The 16,288-nt window shown below is 63.2% G+C and carries 12 protein-coding genes; 7 read left to right on the forward strand and 5 right to left on the reverse strand.

Annotation, left to right across the window (positions count from 1 at the left end; translation table 11 throughout):
• Positions 1 to 113: IS3 family transposase (locus VGM71_RS07635; RefSeq protein WP_331543698.1), on the forward strand; the 113-nt coding region annotated here is incomplete at its 5' end.
• Here VGM71_RS07635 and VGM71_RS07640 read toward each other — a convergent pair.
• The 4 genes from VGM71_RS07640 to VGM71_RS07655 form a co-directional block, all read right to left on the reverse strand.
• Complete coding sequence (locus VGM71_RS07640) at positions 110 to 682, reverse strand: hypothetical protein (RefSeq protein ID WP_331543624.1); 573 nt, start codon at positions 680 to 682, stop codon at positions 110 to 112. The genes VGM71_RS07635 and VGM71_RS07640 overlap by 4 nt on opposite strands.
• Before the next feature lie 719 nt (positions 683 to 1,401).
• Positions 1,402 to 2,529: a phosphatidylinositol-specific phospholipase C1-like protein gene (locus VGM71_RS07645; RefSeq protein ID WP_331543626.1), complete on the reverse strand. Its 1,128-nt coding sequence runs from the start codon at positions 2,527 to 2,529 to the stop codon at positions 1,402 to 1,404.
• Positions 2,530 to 2,549: 20 nt separating this feature from the next.
• Positions 2,550 to 4,796: a GH92 family glycosyl hydrolase gene (locus tag VGM71_RS07650; protein WP_331543628.1), complete on the reverse strand. Its 2,247-nt coding sequence runs from the start codon at positions 4,794 to 4,796 to the stop codon at positions 2,550 to 2,552.
• Between the two features lie 10 nt (positions 4,797 to 4,806).
• A complete protein-coding gene (locus VGM71_RS07655; protein WP_331543630.1) occupies positions 4,807 to 6,972 on the reverse strand; it encodes a TonB-dependent receptor in 2,166 nt (721 codons plus the stop codon).
• 241 nt (positions 6,973 to 7,213) lie between these two features.
• On the opposite strand from VGM71_RS07655, the gene VGM71_RS07660 reads away from it, so the two are divergent.
• The 6 genes from VGM71_RS07660 to VGM71_RS07685 all read left to right on the forward strand — a co-directional run bounded on the left by VGM71_RS07660 (position 7,214) and on the right by VGM71_RS07685 (position 15,093).
• Positions 7,214 to 7,909: a helix-turn-helix domain-containing protein gene (locus VGM71_RS07660; RefSeq protein WP_331543632.1), complete on the forward strand. Its 696-nt coding sequence runs from the start codon at positions 7,214 to 7,216 to the stop codon at positions 7,907 to 7,909.
• A 335-nt stretch (positions 7,910 to 8,244) separates the two neighbouring features.
• Complete coding sequence (locus tag VGM71_RS07665; protein WP_331543634.1) at positions 8,245 to 9,492, forward strand: carbohydrate-binding protein; 1,248 nt, start codon at positions 8,245 to 8,247, stop codon at positions 9,490 to 9,492.
• 183 nt (positions 9,493 to 9,675) lie between these two features.
• Entirely contained in the window at positions 9,676 to 10,194 is a 519-nt protein-coding gene (locus VGM71_RS07670; protein ID WP_331543636.1) for a sigma-70 family RNA polymerase sigma factor, read from the forward strand.
• Positions 10,187 to 11,287 carry a FecR family protein gene (locus VGM71_RS07675; protein WP_331543638.1) on the forward strand — a complete coding sequence of 367 codons (1,101 nt, stop codon included), beginning with the start codon at positions 10,187 to 10,189 and terminating at the stop codon, positions 11,285 to 11,287. Before VGM71_RS07670 ends, VGM71_RS07675 begins: the two co-directional genes overlap by 8 nt.
• A 108-nt stretch (positions 11,288 to 11,395) precedes the next feature.
• Entirely contained in the window at positions 11,396 to 13,870 is a 2,475-nt protein-coding gene (locus VGM71_RS07680) for a TonB-dependent receptor (RefSeq protein WP_331543640.1), read from the forward strand.
• On the forward strand, positions 13,867 to 15,093 hold the full coding sequence (locus VGM71_RS07685; RefSeq protein ID WP_331543642.1) for a histidine-type phosphatase: 1,227 nt from the start codon (positions 13,867 to 13,869) through the stop codon (positions 15,091 to 15,093). The genes VGM71_RS07680 and VGM71_RS07685 overlap by 4 nt, the downstream gene beginning before the upstream one ends.
• Before the next feature lie 94 nt (positions 15,094 to 15,187).
• Here VGM71_RS07685 and VGM71_RS07690 read toward each other — a convergent pair whose 3' ends face one another.
• Complete coding sequence (locus tag VGM71_RS07690; RefSeq protein ID WP_331543645.1) at positions 15,188 to 16,285, reverse strand: calcium:proton antiporter; 1,098 nt, start codon at positions 16,283 to 16,285, stop codon at positions 15,188 to 15,190.
• Positions 16,286 to 16,288 lie beyond the last annotated feature (3 nt).

Below are 16,288 nucleotides of genomic sequence, written 5' to 3' on the forward strand. Positions count from 1 at the left end.
ACTGGATCCTCTGGTACAACCAAGAGCGCTTACACTCGACGCTCGACTACGTCAGCCCGATGACTTTCGAAAAGCGATGGCAGGATGAGCAAGCTGCCAGCCAATGTGGTTAAGGGATACGGAAATCAGGGGCAAGGTCAGTACGTGAGAAGCTGAGTTCGCCGTCTTGATCGGCGTAATCCGTTTCTTGTTCGAAGACGTTACCAGTACCGATATTGATCGGATCCGCACAACTCACCGTACCCACCAAATGCTCAGGATTTCCGAGTTCTTTGTTCGCCTGCTCCTGATCAGAGGTCTGACAGTAACCGGTTACGGGATTGTAGTACTGACCATCTTTACAATCGTTGCCCTGGCGATTGATGTAGTAACCGTTCATGAGCGTGTAGGTACCGGTGATGTTTCCATTCTCGTCTCTGTAGGTAACCTTCGCAGACGTGTCGCATTGATATTTAAGCAACTTTGGCGGAAACGACTGGAAGATGTGCGGCGCCTCATAAGGAAGCGGCTCCAGTTCTTCATCACCCGCCCATGCTTTGAATGTCACTGACTGGTCGTACTGATACGCGCTCTGACATGCGGCATTTGGACTTGGGAAATGGACATCCGCGAGAGGCGGAATGTTGAAAACGACGTAGTAGAACTCGCTCGCGCGGACTTGACCTGCCACCACCAAGGCCATGACTAGAATGATGAATCGCATATTTTTCCCCCTGGCAATTACGCGCATGCACGCGATGCAGTCGTCGCACAAATTCGGCAAAAAGCGCTCGCTGCTGATATGCTGCTTTCCAGCCCAAAGAAGTTATGTAGGGGAATTCCTACTTTTGGGTAGGTATTCACCGACTGATCCTTAATGTGTGACAGAAATCGCGCTTCTCGCTCCGCTAATTCCATCGGTACCAGATATCTCCGCGCTGGCTCCATACTCTGATCCAGGGCGGCAGGACAGCGTCGTTCGTGCGTCGCCATACAGTCTCCGACTTCGGATTACAGGTCGCCGAGAGGTCGGCGCTTGCTGTCATTCAAGACTCGCCGCTTCACGGCGTGGAACGTAGTTGCCTTGGTCCAGCGGCGTCCGTAGGAAGGTCGCGCGGGCTCCAGTCGGGCAATAGCACTCCTTCGGCAGCCCTGCCCACCGAGCCACTGCCATCGACGAACACCGTCCACCCCGTACGTAACTCTGCCCCTTTAGGAACATAGCAATCTCATTCGGGGTCTGAGAGCTGCACGATCTATCATTCAAAACAAAGGCCGGAGAGCACGCTCTCCGGCCTGGAATAGTTTGTGCTACGTTCAACGCGGATCGACGCTCTTTGATTATTTCGTGAACGCGTGTCACCGGCACATGCTTCTTGGAAATCGACGATCCCTACATCGCAGGCATCGCCGTCGGCACTCTCATGGTGTTTCCAGGCTACGGTCGCTGCACTGGCTCTTCTTCGTGAGCACTGGGTTGCACCGTACCTTCACGCCACCGGGGAAACCTACGGCATAGCCAGCGGACGAAGGCTCGCCCGCCGGATAATCCGTGCTCACCAGCTGCGCGCCGGTGCCGAGGACGACGTCACGCCGCGTGCCGTCGTTCTTCAGGCCCTGGCCCTGCGCCGGATCGTCGGTACGGGCACGCACGATGTAGCCACGGCTCACCAGCGCGTCGATGTCCCTGGCCGAGCACTCGTTGCACTCGGTGAAGGCGGCATCGTCCGCACCCGGCGTCGCATTGGTGAAAATAAGGCGCCCGCGCAATGAAGGGTGCCCGTCGGTGTAGACCGATTCCATCTTGCGCTGGTCTAGCAGGAACACGATCTTGCCGCGCGCCTGGTCCACGGTGGGCCATCCGCCGGAACGCACCGCCTCGTCCAGCGTGGCGTGCTGGCCGCGCACGTCGTCCGGCGTCACCATCTCGTTGCGTGGAAACACCGAGGCGATCTCCGCATCGAGCGCGTCGAAGACGGCTGGAGTGAACGGCTCCGGCGTTACCGTGGGGATCTTCGCCTGCAAGGGCTGCTGCTTCGTCTCCACGAGGACGAACAACGGCGCATGACGCGGATGCGCCTTCGACCACGCGCGAAGTTCCTCCAGGCACGCGGTGAACGGCTGGCAGGTGCTGCGCTGGTCCACGCCCTGAATGTGCATGACCTTGAAGCCCGGCTTTTCCCAGGTACCCGGGGCGGCGGTTGCGGGATCGGCCGGCAAGCCGTTGAGCGCGATCATGCGGTCGATCACCGGATCGACGTATAACCCGCCTTTCGCGTCGGAAAAGACGTCCAGCTCCACCTGACGGACGCCATCATCGAGTTGCCTCGTCAACGACGGGTGGCTGTAATCGATCGCGGCGAACTGCTGCGCCGCCTCTTTCATCATCACGCGTCGCGCGCTGGGAGCGAAGCCGGCGTGGTAGCTGTTATGCGTGCCGATGAGCTGGATCTGGTTTATCCGGACGCTGTCCGTGGCGAGCAGCGGCGCGGAAACGAGCAGGAAGGACGCTGCCGCCATGCACAGCGTGTAGGAGCGAAGAAACGACATGGATATTCCTTTCGAATAAGTCAATGGGACAGGCGCTTGCACAGGGCGAAGCCTTCGTCGGACAGCGATGGCGGTGGCGTGGCGGTGCCCCAACTCGAGGGCGACGGCCCCATCACGAGGCCAAGCGTGCCGCCGTGGGCGATCTGACCGTGGCGGAACCAGGCGGTATCCAGCGGCTTGCCGTTGAGCGTCGCCGACTGCACGTAACGGTTCGTCCCGTCCGCGGTAAAGTTTTCCGCGTGGATATGGAAGGCCTTGCCGCCGCCCAGATCGATCGTCGAATCACCGAAGGACGGCGTGCCGATGAGGTACACGTCCTGCCCCGCGTTCGGGTAAAAGCCCATCGACTGGAACGCGTACCAGCTCGACATCGCGCCTGAGTCGTCGTTACCCGGGATACCGCCGCGATCCGGGCCGAAGGCACGGCGGAGGAAGGTTGTCACACGATCCGCGGTGCGATCCGGCCTGCCGGCCCAGAGGTACAGGTCGGGAATGAGGAAGCCAGGTTCGTTGGAGATGTCGAAGTGCAAGCCGTCGAACGTGGTGTCCAGGCGCTTTACGAAGGCCTCGTTCCCGCCTGACTTCGCGATCAGCTGGCGCACGTCCTGCGGTGCATAGAGCGAATACGTCCAGAGGTCGGCTTCGTAATAGAAGTCCGGCCACGTGCCGCGGCGGACCAGGTACTGCGGCGCCCAGCTGCCGTCCGCATTGCGCGGCCGCAGGAAGCCCGTGACGCCTTCGTGCGTATCGGTCGCGTCCCACAAGTTGGCCCAGTTGCCAGCCTGCTTCCGATAGCGCCGCGCCTCGTCGTCGTGTCCCAGACCACATGCCACCTCGGCGATAGCGAAGTCGTCGTACGCATATTCGACGGTACGGGAACCCGCGCGCTCGGTCGGCTGTGCCACGTAACCGAGCCGGTTGTACGTGTCCAGACCGCCGCGCCCTTCCTTTCGCGCGTTCTCCGGCGCCACGTTCGCGTCCTTCTGCATGGCCTTGAATGCGGTGGCGTAATCGATGCCGGCAAGACCCTTCACGTAGGCATCGGCGACCAGCACGTTGGCATTGCTGCCGCCCTGGGTGCGGCCGTTGTCGTTGCCCACGCGTGCATCGGGCATGTAACCGGCGTGGCGGAAGGTGTCGACGAGCGAGCGGACGATGTCGCGCTGCACGTCCGGCGCAATCAGCGTGAGCAACGGTCCCTGGCTGCGGAACGTGTCCCAGATCGCCTGGAAGTCGTCGTAATACGGTTCCGACGACTTCCACTTCGGGTTCTCGCCCGTGTGGTTGGAAGGCATCATCATCGTGTGGTACAGCGCCGTATAGAAGATGCGTCGGCGCTCGTCGTCCGCGCCGGTCACCTCGATGCGGCCCAATGCCTTGTTCCATGCGGCGACGGCGGCCTGGTGCACGCCGTCGAAGTTCCAGCCGTGGATTTCGTTCACGGCATTGGCATGCGCCTGGGCCTGACTGACGAAGGAAACGCCCACCTTGGCCTGGATCGCCTGTCCCGCCATCACCTGGTAATCCAGCGCCGCGCCGATGGGCATGTCGCCTGGCGCATGCGCCGTCGCCGCGGAGCCCAGTGCCGTGCCGAGCCACGTGCGCGCGGCGGCGGATGGCGTGTCGACGATCAGGTCGACATACACATCGTATTCCCCGCCCTCGTTCCACCCACCGATGTAACGGCCCATCCCGGTGATTTCCGTCGGCGACACCACGTGTACGTCGCCACCGAGGAATTGCTGGGTTTCCTCGCCCTTGCCCTTGAAGAGCAGGTCGAGGTCGAGCGTTACATGCGCCTCGCCGTCCCTGGCGAAGGTGTAGCGATGCATGCCGGCTCGCCGTGTGGCCGTCAGCTCGGTCTTCACCCCATAGCGCGGCAGCGCCACCGCGTAATAGCCCGGGCTCGCCACTTCATCCATCCGAGGCGAATGGAAGTCCGTGGGTTCGAGCGGACCCGTGCTGGCTGCGACGCGGATGTTCTCGTACTTGCCGCCGCCACCGCTCAGGTGCAGATGGGTGAAGCCACGGATCTCGCCGACACTCTGGAAGCCCTTTCGCTGCCCATAGCCATGCAGGTCGGGGCCGAGCTTGACCATGCCGAAGGGTACGGTGGCACCGACGAAGATATCGCCGAACCAGTCCGTGCCGATGAGCGGATCGACGTCGCCGACATGGTCGGCTCCCATGGCGGCGGGCGCCGCCAGAACCAGGGAAGCAATGGCGACGGCAAGGGCGCGTCGCAAGGTGAAGCCGGGAGTTCGCATCAAGGGGGCCTCAGAACGTATAGGTCAGCTGCGCGGTGTAGTTACGCGCTGCGAGGTAGTAGTACGTGGGGTTGCTGGCCGCACCGTTGCCCTGGATCGGCGTGCGGTGGTCGAACAGGTTATTGGTCGACAATTGCAGTCTGAGGTCAGGCGTGAAGCGGTAGCCGATGTTGAAGTTGGTGTAGTTGTACGTCGGCAGCCTGGTGTTCGGGTTGTAATTCTCCGCGCCCGTTTCGCCCACGCCCGTGAAGCGCGTGCCCACGTACTTGACGAGGAACGAACCGTAGAGCGGGCCCTGGTCATAAATGAAGCCCACGTCAGCGGTGGATTCCGGTGCGTTGGAGATCTGCCGGTGCGTGGTCTTCGAGTACGCGGTGTTGATGCTGCCGTTGGCGGTGAAACTGAAGCCCGAGTCGCCCAGGATGTGGGTGTACTCGCCTTCCACGCCCTTGTAGATCACGCCGCCCTGGTTGGTGAACACGCTCACCAGCGACCCGGCCGGACCGATCGGCTCCTCGACGCTGCTGACGAGGTTGGCGAAATCGATGTAATAGACGTCCAGGTCGGCCACCGTCGTGGGCGTTTTCCACACGATGCCCGCCTGGTAGTTCTTCGTCTGCTGCGGGTCCACGTGGCCGCCGTTGCCCTGCAGGATGTTCACCTTGGGCGCCTGGAAGCCCTCGGCGTACTGGCCGTATACGGCCAGTCCCGAGTCGATGCGGTAGTTGGCCGAAAGCGTGGCGAGCGTGGTGGCGAAATGCCCTGCGCCACCCACCGGCAGGAAGTTGGAGACGCCATCCAGCGTGCGATTGAATACGATCTGTTTCACGCCCGGCGTGATGCTGAGGTTTTCCAGCGGACGCCATTCCACCTCGAGATAGCTCTGCGTAGTGTTGGTGTGCTGGTCGGTGTCGATGATATTGGCGTTCGGCGTGCCTGCGAGCACGCGCGGCGTCATCGTGGAGAGGTCCACGGTCACCTGGTCCTGCACCTGGTAGGTGCGCTCGGCCCAGACACCCGCGCGCAAGGTGCTGTCCAGCCAGCCGCTGCCGACATCCTTCTCCACGGCGAGCATGTCGCCGGCCGCGCGATAGCGGCTGTGGTTGATCGCGCCCGGCACGCCGCCATTCGGCAGCAGCGCCGCGTTCGGCGTGTTGCCGAGCAGGTCCACGCCGCCGGGGCCGCTGTCGCGCAGGCCGTAGGTGTAGAACTTGTTGTCGAAACGCCAGCCGTTGTAGTCGCCATGCAGCTGAAGGTATTCGAAGTCGGCGTGGCGGTCGTCGATGTTGTAGTCGGAGAAACCCTGCGATTCAGGATCGCGGTTCAGGCCGCCGAATTCCAGGCCGAAGCGGTCGCTCTGCTTCTTCGGCTGCGCGGTGAACGTGTTCCACTTCACCTTGTTGTAGTCGGCCACGAGGGTCAGCGTGGTGTGATCGCCCAGCGGCTGCTTCACCTTGAACAGCACGTTGTCCTGGCGGAAGCCGGCGTTGTCGATCAGGCCGTCGGATTCCAGGTGGCTGTAGTTCACCGAAGCTTCGGTACCGACCTTGTTCAGCGTGCCGGTATTGCCCTCGCCCGCCACCTGCCATGTGGCGCCGCTGCCGTACATCGTCGATAACTGACCGGAAGGCTTGTCGGTAGTCGGCGCGGAATACAGCGCCACGGTGCCGCCGAAGGTGGCGTTGCCGAGGTTGCTTGCCGTGCCCGGGCCACGGTCCACTACCACCTTGCCCAGCGAAGGTCCGGGGAAGAACGCGGTAGTGGCGTGGCCGAAAGCGCCGGGATCGCCGAACGGGATGCCGTCGAACGTCACGTCGTACTCGCCGTCCTGGAAGCCGCGAACGGTGCCGCTCTTGCTGGAGAGACCCGCGCCGTTCGGGGAGGCATTCACCGCCGACGGGGTGAGTTCGAGCAGGGCCAGGTAATCCGCCTTCGGCGTCGCGATGGTCTGGATATAGCTACGGCTGAGCACCGACTGCGGTTCGATTTCGAACAGGCTGCCCTGCGAAGGCGCAAGGGCGGCCGCGGTGCCCGGCGGCGCGAGATTGGGATCGTCCACGGCGGCCGAAACGGCGACGCCTTGCAGGTTCGTGGTTTGGTTCGTGCTCTGCGCAAGGGCGCCGGTAGCGGCGGCAAGGGCGGTCAGGCCAAGGCCAAGACGTACTGCATGATGCATCGTGGGAAAACTCCTGCTTTTCCGGCCGCGAGGTCGCCCGCAACGGCCAGCTCTGGTCGAGCCCGAAGGAAGGGGGGGGATGGGTTTTGGGGAGGGGTGGCAAAAAACAGTAGTGAACGCTACTGTTCATCTATGACATTCGGTTGACGCTGGCGTGGCGTGTGACAACGGGTCGCAAGTCCGTATCATCTGAAACCAATTCGCCTCACAGGACCGTGGGGCGCTTCGCCGAGGACATTCCATGAAAAGCGTTTCGCGTGGGACGACATCCGCCGCGCGGTCGGCCATTCCGCTGGGCACGAAGCAACAGCCGGTGCAGCAACGTTCCGTGGAAACGTTCGAGTCGATCCTCGAGGTCACCGCGCGCCTGCTCGGTGAGGTGGGCGTGGAACGCCTGTCGACGAATCTCGTTTGCGAACACGCAGGCATCTCGCCCCCTGCCCTGTATCGCTACTTTCCGAACAAGTACGCCATCCTCAAGGAGCTCGGCGAGCGCCTCATGAAGTGCCAGAACGAGGCCTACCGGGCGTGGCTTGCGCAAGAGCAGCAGCTTGATTACGACGGGTCGCGCGAGGCTTCCATTCGCGGCCTTCGCGACATGCAGGGGGCCATCAATGCCGTCACGCTCGCGTTCCCCGGCGCCGTGTGGATCATGCGCGCGCTGCGCGCCGTGCCCACACTGCGCCACATCCGTCTCGATTCGCACGAAGACGTCACGGAAACCACGATCAAGGGTCTGCGCAGTCGCTACCCGACCGCAGACGAAGGCGCGCTGCGCATTGCCATGCGCCTCTCCACCGAAGTGATGTACGCGGCCACGGAAATGGTGGTCGACAATCCTCAGATGGACGGCAACGCGATCAACACCGAAGTGGCCGAGATGGTCGTCCGCTACTACGACAAGTTCGTCGAAGCCGAACCCCGCTATACGCGGTAGGAGCGCGCCCTGCGAGCGACATCTTCTCTCCCGGTCTTCCGGCTCATGTCAGAGGCTCACGCGCTGGGGGCTCACGCGGCAGCCTCTAGTCACCGCCTCAAAACATGTCGCGCGCAGGGCGCGCTCCTACCAGGGCGGCGTCGTCTTCGCTGGCGTCGTGTCTTTCGTTGTCAATGTTCGCCGAAAATGCGTATCGATTCATTTGTCTAACCCGTCACATTTCGCTGAAAGGCTAATAGACAACGTTGTCATTCAGGACCTAAACCAGAGCCGCTTTCGCAGCAGGTCGTCGAGGCAGGGAGGCCTCCCACTCATACCGATACTGGAGGCGCTCAATGATCCTGAAACTCTCGGCTATCGCTCTCGGCCTTTCCGTATTCTTTCCCTGGCATGAGGCGCACGCCGCCGATTGCGCACCCGCGTGGGAAGCCGGCAAGGTCTACACCGGCGGCAATACGGCCAGCGAAAACGACACGAACTACATCGCCAACTGGTGGACCCAGGGCAACGACCCTGCCACTAACAACGGTGGCAGCGGTTCCGGCCAGCCCTGGACATCGCAGGGATCGTGTACAGGCGGTGGTACGCCTCCCGACGATCCGCCGGATAACCCGCCCGACAATCCGCCCCCCGCCGCCGGCGACCTGATCTTCAGTCCGTACAAGGACATCACCATCAACCTCGACTGGAACACCAACATCATGTCGACGATGGTGACCGGCACCCGATTGCCCGTGGTCGGCAGCGGCAGCCTGGTGTCCACCCAGGTGCCGAACCTGGGCGCCATAACGCTCGCCTTCGCCACGGGCGAATGCGGCAGCGAGAACTGGGGCGGCGTACCGGCGGCGGCCTTTGCCGGCGCCAACATCTCCCGACTCAACAACGCAGGCGTCAACTACGTCGTTTCCACCGGCGGTCAGGCGGGCGTGTTTACCTGCAGCAGCGCCACGGGTATGGCGAACTTCATATCCCGCTACATGAGCCCGCACTTGGTCGGTGTCGACTTCGACATCGAGGGCGGACAGTCGACGGCGCAACTCAATGCCCTGGTCAGCAACGCCGTGTATGCGGAGAGCCTGTATCCGAACCTGCGTTTCTCATTCACCCTCGCCACGCTGGCCGCGTCCGACGGCAGCTTCGGCGGCGTGAACTCCACGGGTGACGCGGTCGTTCGCGCCGTGAAGTCATCGGGCCTGAAGAACTACACCATCAACCTGATGACGATGGACTACGGCACCGCCGGGCCGGGCATCTGCGTGGTGGCGAACGGCAAGTGCAACATGGGTCAGTCCGCGGTCCAGGCGGTGAAGAACCTCCAGCACACGTATGGCATCCCGCTGACGAAAATTGAGATCACGCCGATGATCGGGGTGAACGACGTGTCCAGCGAGACCTTTACCATCGCGGACATCGACACCGTGACCACCTATGCCGCCACCAACAAGCTGGCCGGCGTGCACTTCTGGTCGCTGGACCGTGACAATCCCTGCGGTGGTGGATTCGCCTCGCCCACCTGCAACTCGATGCCCGGCACCACCGTGCTGGAGTACACGAAGCGCTTCCTGAGCAACCTCGGTAAATGAGGGGTAGGAGCGCGCCTTGCGCGCGACATGTTTTGAGGCCATGACCCGGAGCTGGCGCGCCAGATTCGAGGCTCGGTCTTTAAACATGTCGCGCGCAGGGCGCGCTCCTACACGGTTGGTCCGGGGTTTCACAAAACTGCCATGTTCTCCGCTTAGGCTCCGTCATAAGAACCTGGAGCCATCGTGTCGACCGAGACGCCGCAGGGCTGGGCGCGCCTTCTGGTAGACAAAGGCCCCTCGCTTGCCAATTACTTCCTCCGTCGCGTGGCCCATCGCTGGGATGCGCAGGACCTCGTTCAGGAGGTGTACCTGCGCCTGCTCCGTCATGGGCAGGCCGACGCGGGCGAGGTGCGCAATCCCGAAGCCTACCTGTTCACCGTGGCCGCCAATCTGGTGAAGGAACACGCGCAGATGCGCTCGCGGGCACCAGTAAGCAGCGAAGGCCTCGAGGAAGTGATCGAACGCCTCTCCACGCCTTGCGACGCGGCCGTGAACATCGACCGCGAACTGCGCCGCCAGCGGCTGTCCGCCCTGATCGGTCGACTTTCTCCCAAGTGCCGTGCCGTACTGGTCCTGCACTACCGCGACGATTTTTCGTACAAGCAGATCGGCGAACAGTTGTCGATCTCGCCGAACATGGTGAAGAAGTACATCGTGAAAGGACTGGCCGTCTGCCGCCAAGGATTGCTTCGCTATGAATAATGGACGGCGCCTCACCGAAGAAGCCGCGAACTGGTACCTCACCATGCGTGAGGACGTGGATGCGCGAACCCGGGACCGTTTCTCGGGCTGGTTGCACCGATCGGCACAACACGTCGCCGAATACCTGGCCGTTGCGCAACTCCACGGCGACATGCGCGCCGCCGCCGCGATGGACGCGACATCGCTCGAAGGCTTGCGCGAGCTTGCCGCGAGCGAACCCAGCGTCGTGCCCTTTCGCCGCGAGCCGGAGCGGGTGCGCGCCGCCGCGCCTGCCGCCGGTACACGCAGGCGTTGGAACACGCTCCGTATCGGCGGCATCTCGGCCGCGGTCGCCGCCTTGTTGATGGTTTCCGCCGCCCTGCTCCTCGCGTGGCCGGCGTCAGAGCCACCCGCCGTTCGCTACGTGGCCGGCGCCAGCCAGGTGCGCATGGTCGCGCTCGAAGACGACACGCAGCTCCAGCTATCCCCCGGAAGCATGGTGGACGTGCATTTCGATGAGCATTCGAGACATATCGCCCTGATCAAAGGCGATGCCTCGTTCGATATCGGCAAGGATGTGCACCGCCCCATGACCGTCGCGGCAGGAAAACAGCGCATCGAAGACATCGGCACGGTGTTCGATGTGAGCCTCGGGGCCACCGTCACGGAGGTTTCGGTGGTGAGCGGTCGCGTCACCGTCTCCAGCACCGCGTCGCCGTGGCTCGATCGCGCACGCCGCCGGCTCACGGGCGAGGGCGCGCCACGCCAGCACATCGTCGAGCTCGGCGGTGGCGAATCGGCCAGCGTATCGACGGATGGGAAGCTGGTGTCGCGCGGCTTCATCGATGCGTCGACAGCCGCTACATGGCTGCCTGACGAGATCCGCTTCCACGACAGCACCGTGGCGGAAGTGGCGCGGCGCTTTAACACCTACACGCCGCGACCGCTGACTGTCGAGGACCCGAACCTTGCACGGAAGCGGATCAGCGGCGTGTTCCATGCGCGGGATGCCGCGGCCTTCGTCAGTTACCTCGCCAGCCTTCCTGGCGTGACCGTGCTCGACGATCCGGAACACATTCGATTCGTCGCGGCGCGGAGTGGCAAGCGGTTGTAAGAAAAAATTCATCGAATTCGCGGTACCCGATGTTCCGCGAACAGACTCTTCGATGGTGTTGGACGGGAAAGAGCCGTCCTTGAAACTCACTATCGAAGGAAGTCCTCCATGCGTCATCCGCTCGCGTTCCGCATTGCCATGGCCCTCGCGGCCGGTGCTCCCCTCGCCGCTTTCGCAGTACCCCCGTCCACCACGGCCATCGAGTCCATGCCGCTCTCGCAGGCACTCGACCGGTTCGCGCTCGAATCGGGCTGGCAGGTGGTTTACGACTCCGGGGTTTCCGGTACCGTGCACAGCGCGCCCGCCCCCGGCGGCGTACCCGCGGAGCAGCAGCTTGCCGCGCTCCTGCGCGGCACGAACATGACTTACCATTTCGTCACGCCCACCACGGTGAAGATCGTCCCGGGAAACGTCCGCGCCGGCCCGGCGCCGGCCGACTCCGCTCTACCGCCCATCGACACCCGTGACCAGGCGAGGACTCTTGCCCCCGTAAGCGTCCATGCCAACGCAGTGGATACCCTGGCGCCCAGCGCTGCGCCGCTGGATGCCACGCAGCCTACCTCGGTCATCGACGAGCGTTTCATCCGCGACGGCCTGCGTTTCAACGCCAACTTCGACGACATCATCAAGTACGCCCCGAGCATCACGGTCACCTCGCCGGAAGGCCCGGGCCTCGGCAAGAACGAAGGCATCAGCCTACGCGGCTTCCAGGACGGCCAGTTCAATATCACTTTCGATGGCATTCCTTTCGGCGATGCCAGCGACCTGCACCACACAACCTCAGCCTATTTCAACAACCACGTGCTCGGCCAGGCCGAGATCGATCGCGGTCCCGGCGGCGGCAGCACCATCGGCAACGCGACTTTCGGCGGTACCATCGCGCTGCGTTCACGCGAGCCGTCCGACGAACCGGGCATCACGCCGTACCTCACTGTCGGAAGCTGGAACACGCGTGCCGGCGGCGTGGCCGCCGACGAATCCCTCGGCAATACGCGCATATTCGCCGATATCTCCAAGGAATCGAGCGACACCTACCTCAAGGGTACCGAGGACAAGCGCGACCACGTGTTCGTGAAGACGATCAGTCAGCTCGGCGCCGTTACCACGCTTACGTTCGTCACCAGCTACAACCGCGAGCACCAGAACACCGTGCAAGGCGCGACGAAGGACCAGATCGATCGCTTCGGCTGGCGCTTCGGCCTGGGCAACGACCCGGCGGTGCAGAACGACAAGGGCGCCAACAACGCGGCCTATTACTCGAGCTTCAATTATCTCGGCCTGGCCACGCAGCTTGATGATTGGGATCTCGACGACAAGATCTACTACAACAGCTTCGACCATTGGGCGCGCAAGGCCGCTGACGCCTCGGATATCGATCCCGCGAATAACGGTGTTACCTTCTACAACGCCAAGGGAAAGAAGGTTTCCACGATCGCGACGGATCTTCCGGGCAAGCTTTCGGATTCCGGCTTCCACTCCTTCGGAAACGTGCTGCGCCTCGGGCATGACTTGGGTCCGGGCACCTTCCTTACAGGCATCTGGCTTGAACGCAGCCTCGATTCGCGCTACCAGTATCCCCTGGACCTGACCACGGGCGAGAAGACCGGCACGAAGTACGGCCCCGTCGAGAATTACGTGCTCGACGACCGCACGGATACCGTGCAGCCGTACGTGCAGTACGACTGGAAGCCTACCGACGACATCACGGTGAGTCCGGGCCTGCGCTACTCCGAAGTGACCCGTAGCATCGACGCGCCACTGAATAAAGTGTCACCGCCGGTGCCGCTCGATGCGGAAGCCACCTACCACGCCAGCCTGCCCTCGATCAGCGTCCACGACCGCCTCAGCGATTCGTGGAGCGCGTATGCGCAGGCCGCCAAGGGTTTCCTCGCGCCGCCTGTCGACGTGATCCAGGTAAACGGCTCACGCGGGCTGTCACCGGAAACCACGCGCAACTACCAGCTGGGCACGGCCTACGCCTCGCGCGAGTTCACCTTCGGGGCCGACGTCTATTACATCAACTTCTCGAACTACATCTCCGAGACCGAAGTTGCCACCGATAACGGCAACGAAGACACCTTCATAAACGGTGGCGGGGCCATCTACAAGGGTGCGGAGTTCGAGGCCACCTGGGCGTTGACGCACACGCTTAGCCTTTACGGCAATGCCAGCTACAACAAGGCCACGTACAAGGACAGCAGCGTGCAGATCGCCGGCACGCCTAAGGTCACCGCGGCCCTCGGCCTGCTCTACAGTGGCGACAACGGCTATTTCGGCTCGCTGATGGGCAAGTTCCTCGGCCACCAGTACGGCGTGGACAACACCACGGACGACGATGGTAATCTCGCCTTCCACAACGACCAGCGCATCGCGGGCTACCTGACCGTGGATGCCGCCGCAGGCTATCGCACGGACAAGGGTCCGGCCGGCACGAAGGGTTTTTCGATCAGCGTCGACTTCAACAACCTGTTCAACGTGCACAAGTTCACGGGTTATGCCGGCACGCAGGCGGTGAGTGGCGATCCGCTCTACTTCGGTCTCCCCGGCCGCGGCATCTTCCTCGACCTGTCGGTGAAACTGTGAGGGCGCTGCTCGCCCTTGCCTTCGCGGCGCTCACCGTGGTTTCGTCGGTGGCTTCAGCAGCCGGCGACGAGGTGAGGCTCGAAGTCGTACTGATGCGCCACGGCGTTCGTTCGCCCACCAAGCCGGCGTCGAACTACGCCGACTACGCGAACGCGAAGTGGCCCGAATGGCCCGTCGCGCCGGGCATGCTCACGTCGCACGGACGTGACGGGATGATCGGCATCGGGGCGCGCCTGCGCGACCAATTCACCGCCGACCGCCTGCTCGGCCAGACGTGCCCGGATGCCTCGTCCTTCGTCGTCATCGGCGACAGCACCCCACGCAACCGCGAAAGCAGCGAAGCCCTCGTGCAAGGCCTGGCTCCAGGCTGCGACACCGGCTTCCTGGCCACCGAAGGCGCGTCGAACAACCCCCTCTTCCACTACCACGAAGCAGAAGACGGCGTAGGAGCGCGCCCCGCGCGCGACAGCCTTTCGCCGCAACCCCCAGCCCTGGAAGAACTCCAATCCACCCTCCTGGGCTGCACCCCCACCACCTGCCCCGCCATCGCCAAACGCGACGGCAAGAAGCTACTCCCGACCGACCCTGACAAGGCAACCAAACTCACCGGCACCCTGAGCGAAAACCTGATGCTCGCCTTTGCTCAAGGCATGCTGATGGACGACGTGGCCTTCAACCGCGGCGGCGTCGACCTGCTCGGCCGCCTGATCACGCTGCATAACGACGAGTTCGCGGCGACGAAGAAATCCATGCCCGCGGCGGCCCAGGCCGGCTCCAATCTCGTCGCGCACATCGCCTCCACCTTCGGCCTCGCTCCCGCCAGGCCAGCCGACGTGGAACCGCTGCTCGCGTCGCGCAAGGGCATCGTCGTCCTGGTCGGCCACGACACCAACCTGGCCAATGTCGCCGGCGTCCTCGGCCTGGATTGGCACGACCCGAAACGCCCCGACGACTACCCGCCCGGCGGCGCGCTCCTGCTATCCCTCGTGCACCATGAGGGTCACGATGTCATCCGCATCCGCGACCTGATGCCATCGATGCTGGAATTGCGCACCAACCGCTACACCGACATGAAGACATCGCCCGTGAGAGTGGCGGGTTGCCACGCTGTCGGCGAATGCACGCCTGAAGAGTTCAGGGCCATCGTCGCAAAAGCCATCGACGCCACACGCGTGGACGCAGCATTACCGTCCATGCAGTGGCAACACGCGCCGCACATGTAGGAGCGCGCCCTGCGCGCGACAGCTTTTGAGGCCGTGAGCCTCAGGACCTGTCGCTCCTCGCGAAAATCCGTCGCGCGCAGGGCGCGCTCATACATCACGGGGCGAAGATCAGGAAGACGAACCAGCCGAAGACCAGCAGGTGCACCGCGCCCTGGAGAAGGTGTGTGCGTGGGCTGGAGAACGTGACGATGGACAGGATCAGCGTAAGGACGAACAGGATCACGTCCGTGTCCTCGAGCCCTAGCGTCACCGGATGATTCGTCATGCGGCTGATGACCAGGATGGCCGGAATGGTAAGGCCGATCGTCGACAACACCGACCCCAGCAGGACATTCACCGAGCGCTGGAGTTCGTTGCGATTGGCCGCGCGGATGGCGCCCATGCCTTCGGGCATGGCTACCAGCACGGCCATGGCGAGGCCACCCAGCAGCGCGGGCGCGCCCATCGTCTCGACCACGTAATCGATGGGCACGGCCAGCTTATCCACGAGGAACACCACCGGAACCATATAGGCGATGAGGAACAAGGCGGCCACTCTGGGCCCCTTGCCCGCGCTCCGCTCCAGCCTTTCTTCGTGCGGCGCCGGCTCGTTCGAGATGAAATAGCCGCGCAGGCTCCGCGTCTGCAGGAACAGGAAGGTCGCGTACAGCACGATGGCAGACAACGCCAGGAACAACTGGTGGGACAGGCGCAGGTGCGAATCGATCCCATCGCGCGCGAAGGTCGGCATGACCATGCCGAGGACACCGAGCGGGATGATGAGGCCGAGATAGGCGTTTGCGCCCTGCAGGTTGTAGGTCTGCTCTCGATGCTTGAGGCCGCCGAGCATCAGGGCGAGGCCGACCATGCCGTTCAACACGATCATGGTGACGGAGAACAAGGTATCGCGGGCCAGCGTGGGGTTGTTCGCGCCATGGAGCATCACCGCGGCGATACTCATGATCTCGATGGAGGTCACGGCCAGCGTCAGGATCAAGGTACCGCGCGGTTCGCCGAGGTGATGCGCAAGGTGTTCCGCATGACGCACGACGGCGATCGCGGAGCCGAGGATCACCACGAATAACCATGTGAACATGACGATCAGGCGTCCCGGCGATTCCATACCGGAAAGCAGCACCTCTGGTGCGATCAGGAAGATGGCGCAGGTGACGAGGCTTACCGGAAGGAACCGCTCGCCGCGCAAGATCTCCATCGC

It is taken from the genome of Luteibacter sp., assembly GCF_036499525.1.
Classification (GTDB): Bacteria; Pseudomonadota; Gammaproteobacteria; order Xanthomonadales; family Rhodanobacteraceae; genus Luteibacter.

What these genes read in the sequence shown, in the direction of transcription:
- VGM71_RS07640 (WP_331543624.1), bottom strand. Translation starts at nt 682, where the DNA reads ATGGCCTTGGTGGTGGCAGGTCAAGTCCGCGCGAGCGAGTTCTACTAC.
- VGM71_RS07645 (WP_331543626.1), bottom strand. Translation starts at nt 2,529, where the DNA reads ATGTCGTTTCTTCGCTCCTACACGCTGTGCATGGCGGCAGCGTCCTTC.
- VGM71_RS07650 (WP_331543628.1), bottom strand. Translation starts at nt 4,796, where the DNA reads ATGCGAACTCCCGGCTTCACCTTGCGACGCGCCCTTGCCGTCGCCATT.
- VGM71_RS07655 (WP_331543630.1), bottom strand. Translation starts at nt 6,972, where the DNA reads ATGCATCATGCAGTACGTCTTGGCCTTGGCCTGACCGCCCTTGCCGCC.
- VGM71_RS07660 (WP_331543632.1), top strand. Translation starts at nt 7,214, where the DNA reads ATGAAAAGCGTTTCGCGTGGGACGACATCCGCCGCGCGGTCGGCCATT.
- VGM71_RS07665 (WP_331543634.1), top strand. Translation starts at nt 8,245, where the DNA reads ATGATCCTGAAACTCTCGGCTATCGCTCTCGGCCTTTCCGTATTCTTT.
- VGM71_RS07675 (WP_331543638.1), top strand. Translation starts at nt 10,187, where the DNA reads ATGAATAATGGACGGCGCCTCACCGAAGAAGCCGCGAACTGGTACCTC.
- VGM71_RS07680 (WP_331543640.1), top strand. Translation starts at nt 11,396, where the DNA reads ATGCGTCATCCGCTCGCGTTCCGCATTGCCATGGCCCTCGCGGCCGGT.
- VGM71_RS07690 (WP_331543645.1), bottom strand. Translation starts at nt 16,285, where the DNA reads ATGGAGATCTTGCGCGGCGAGCGGTTCCTTCCGGTAAGCCTCGTCACC.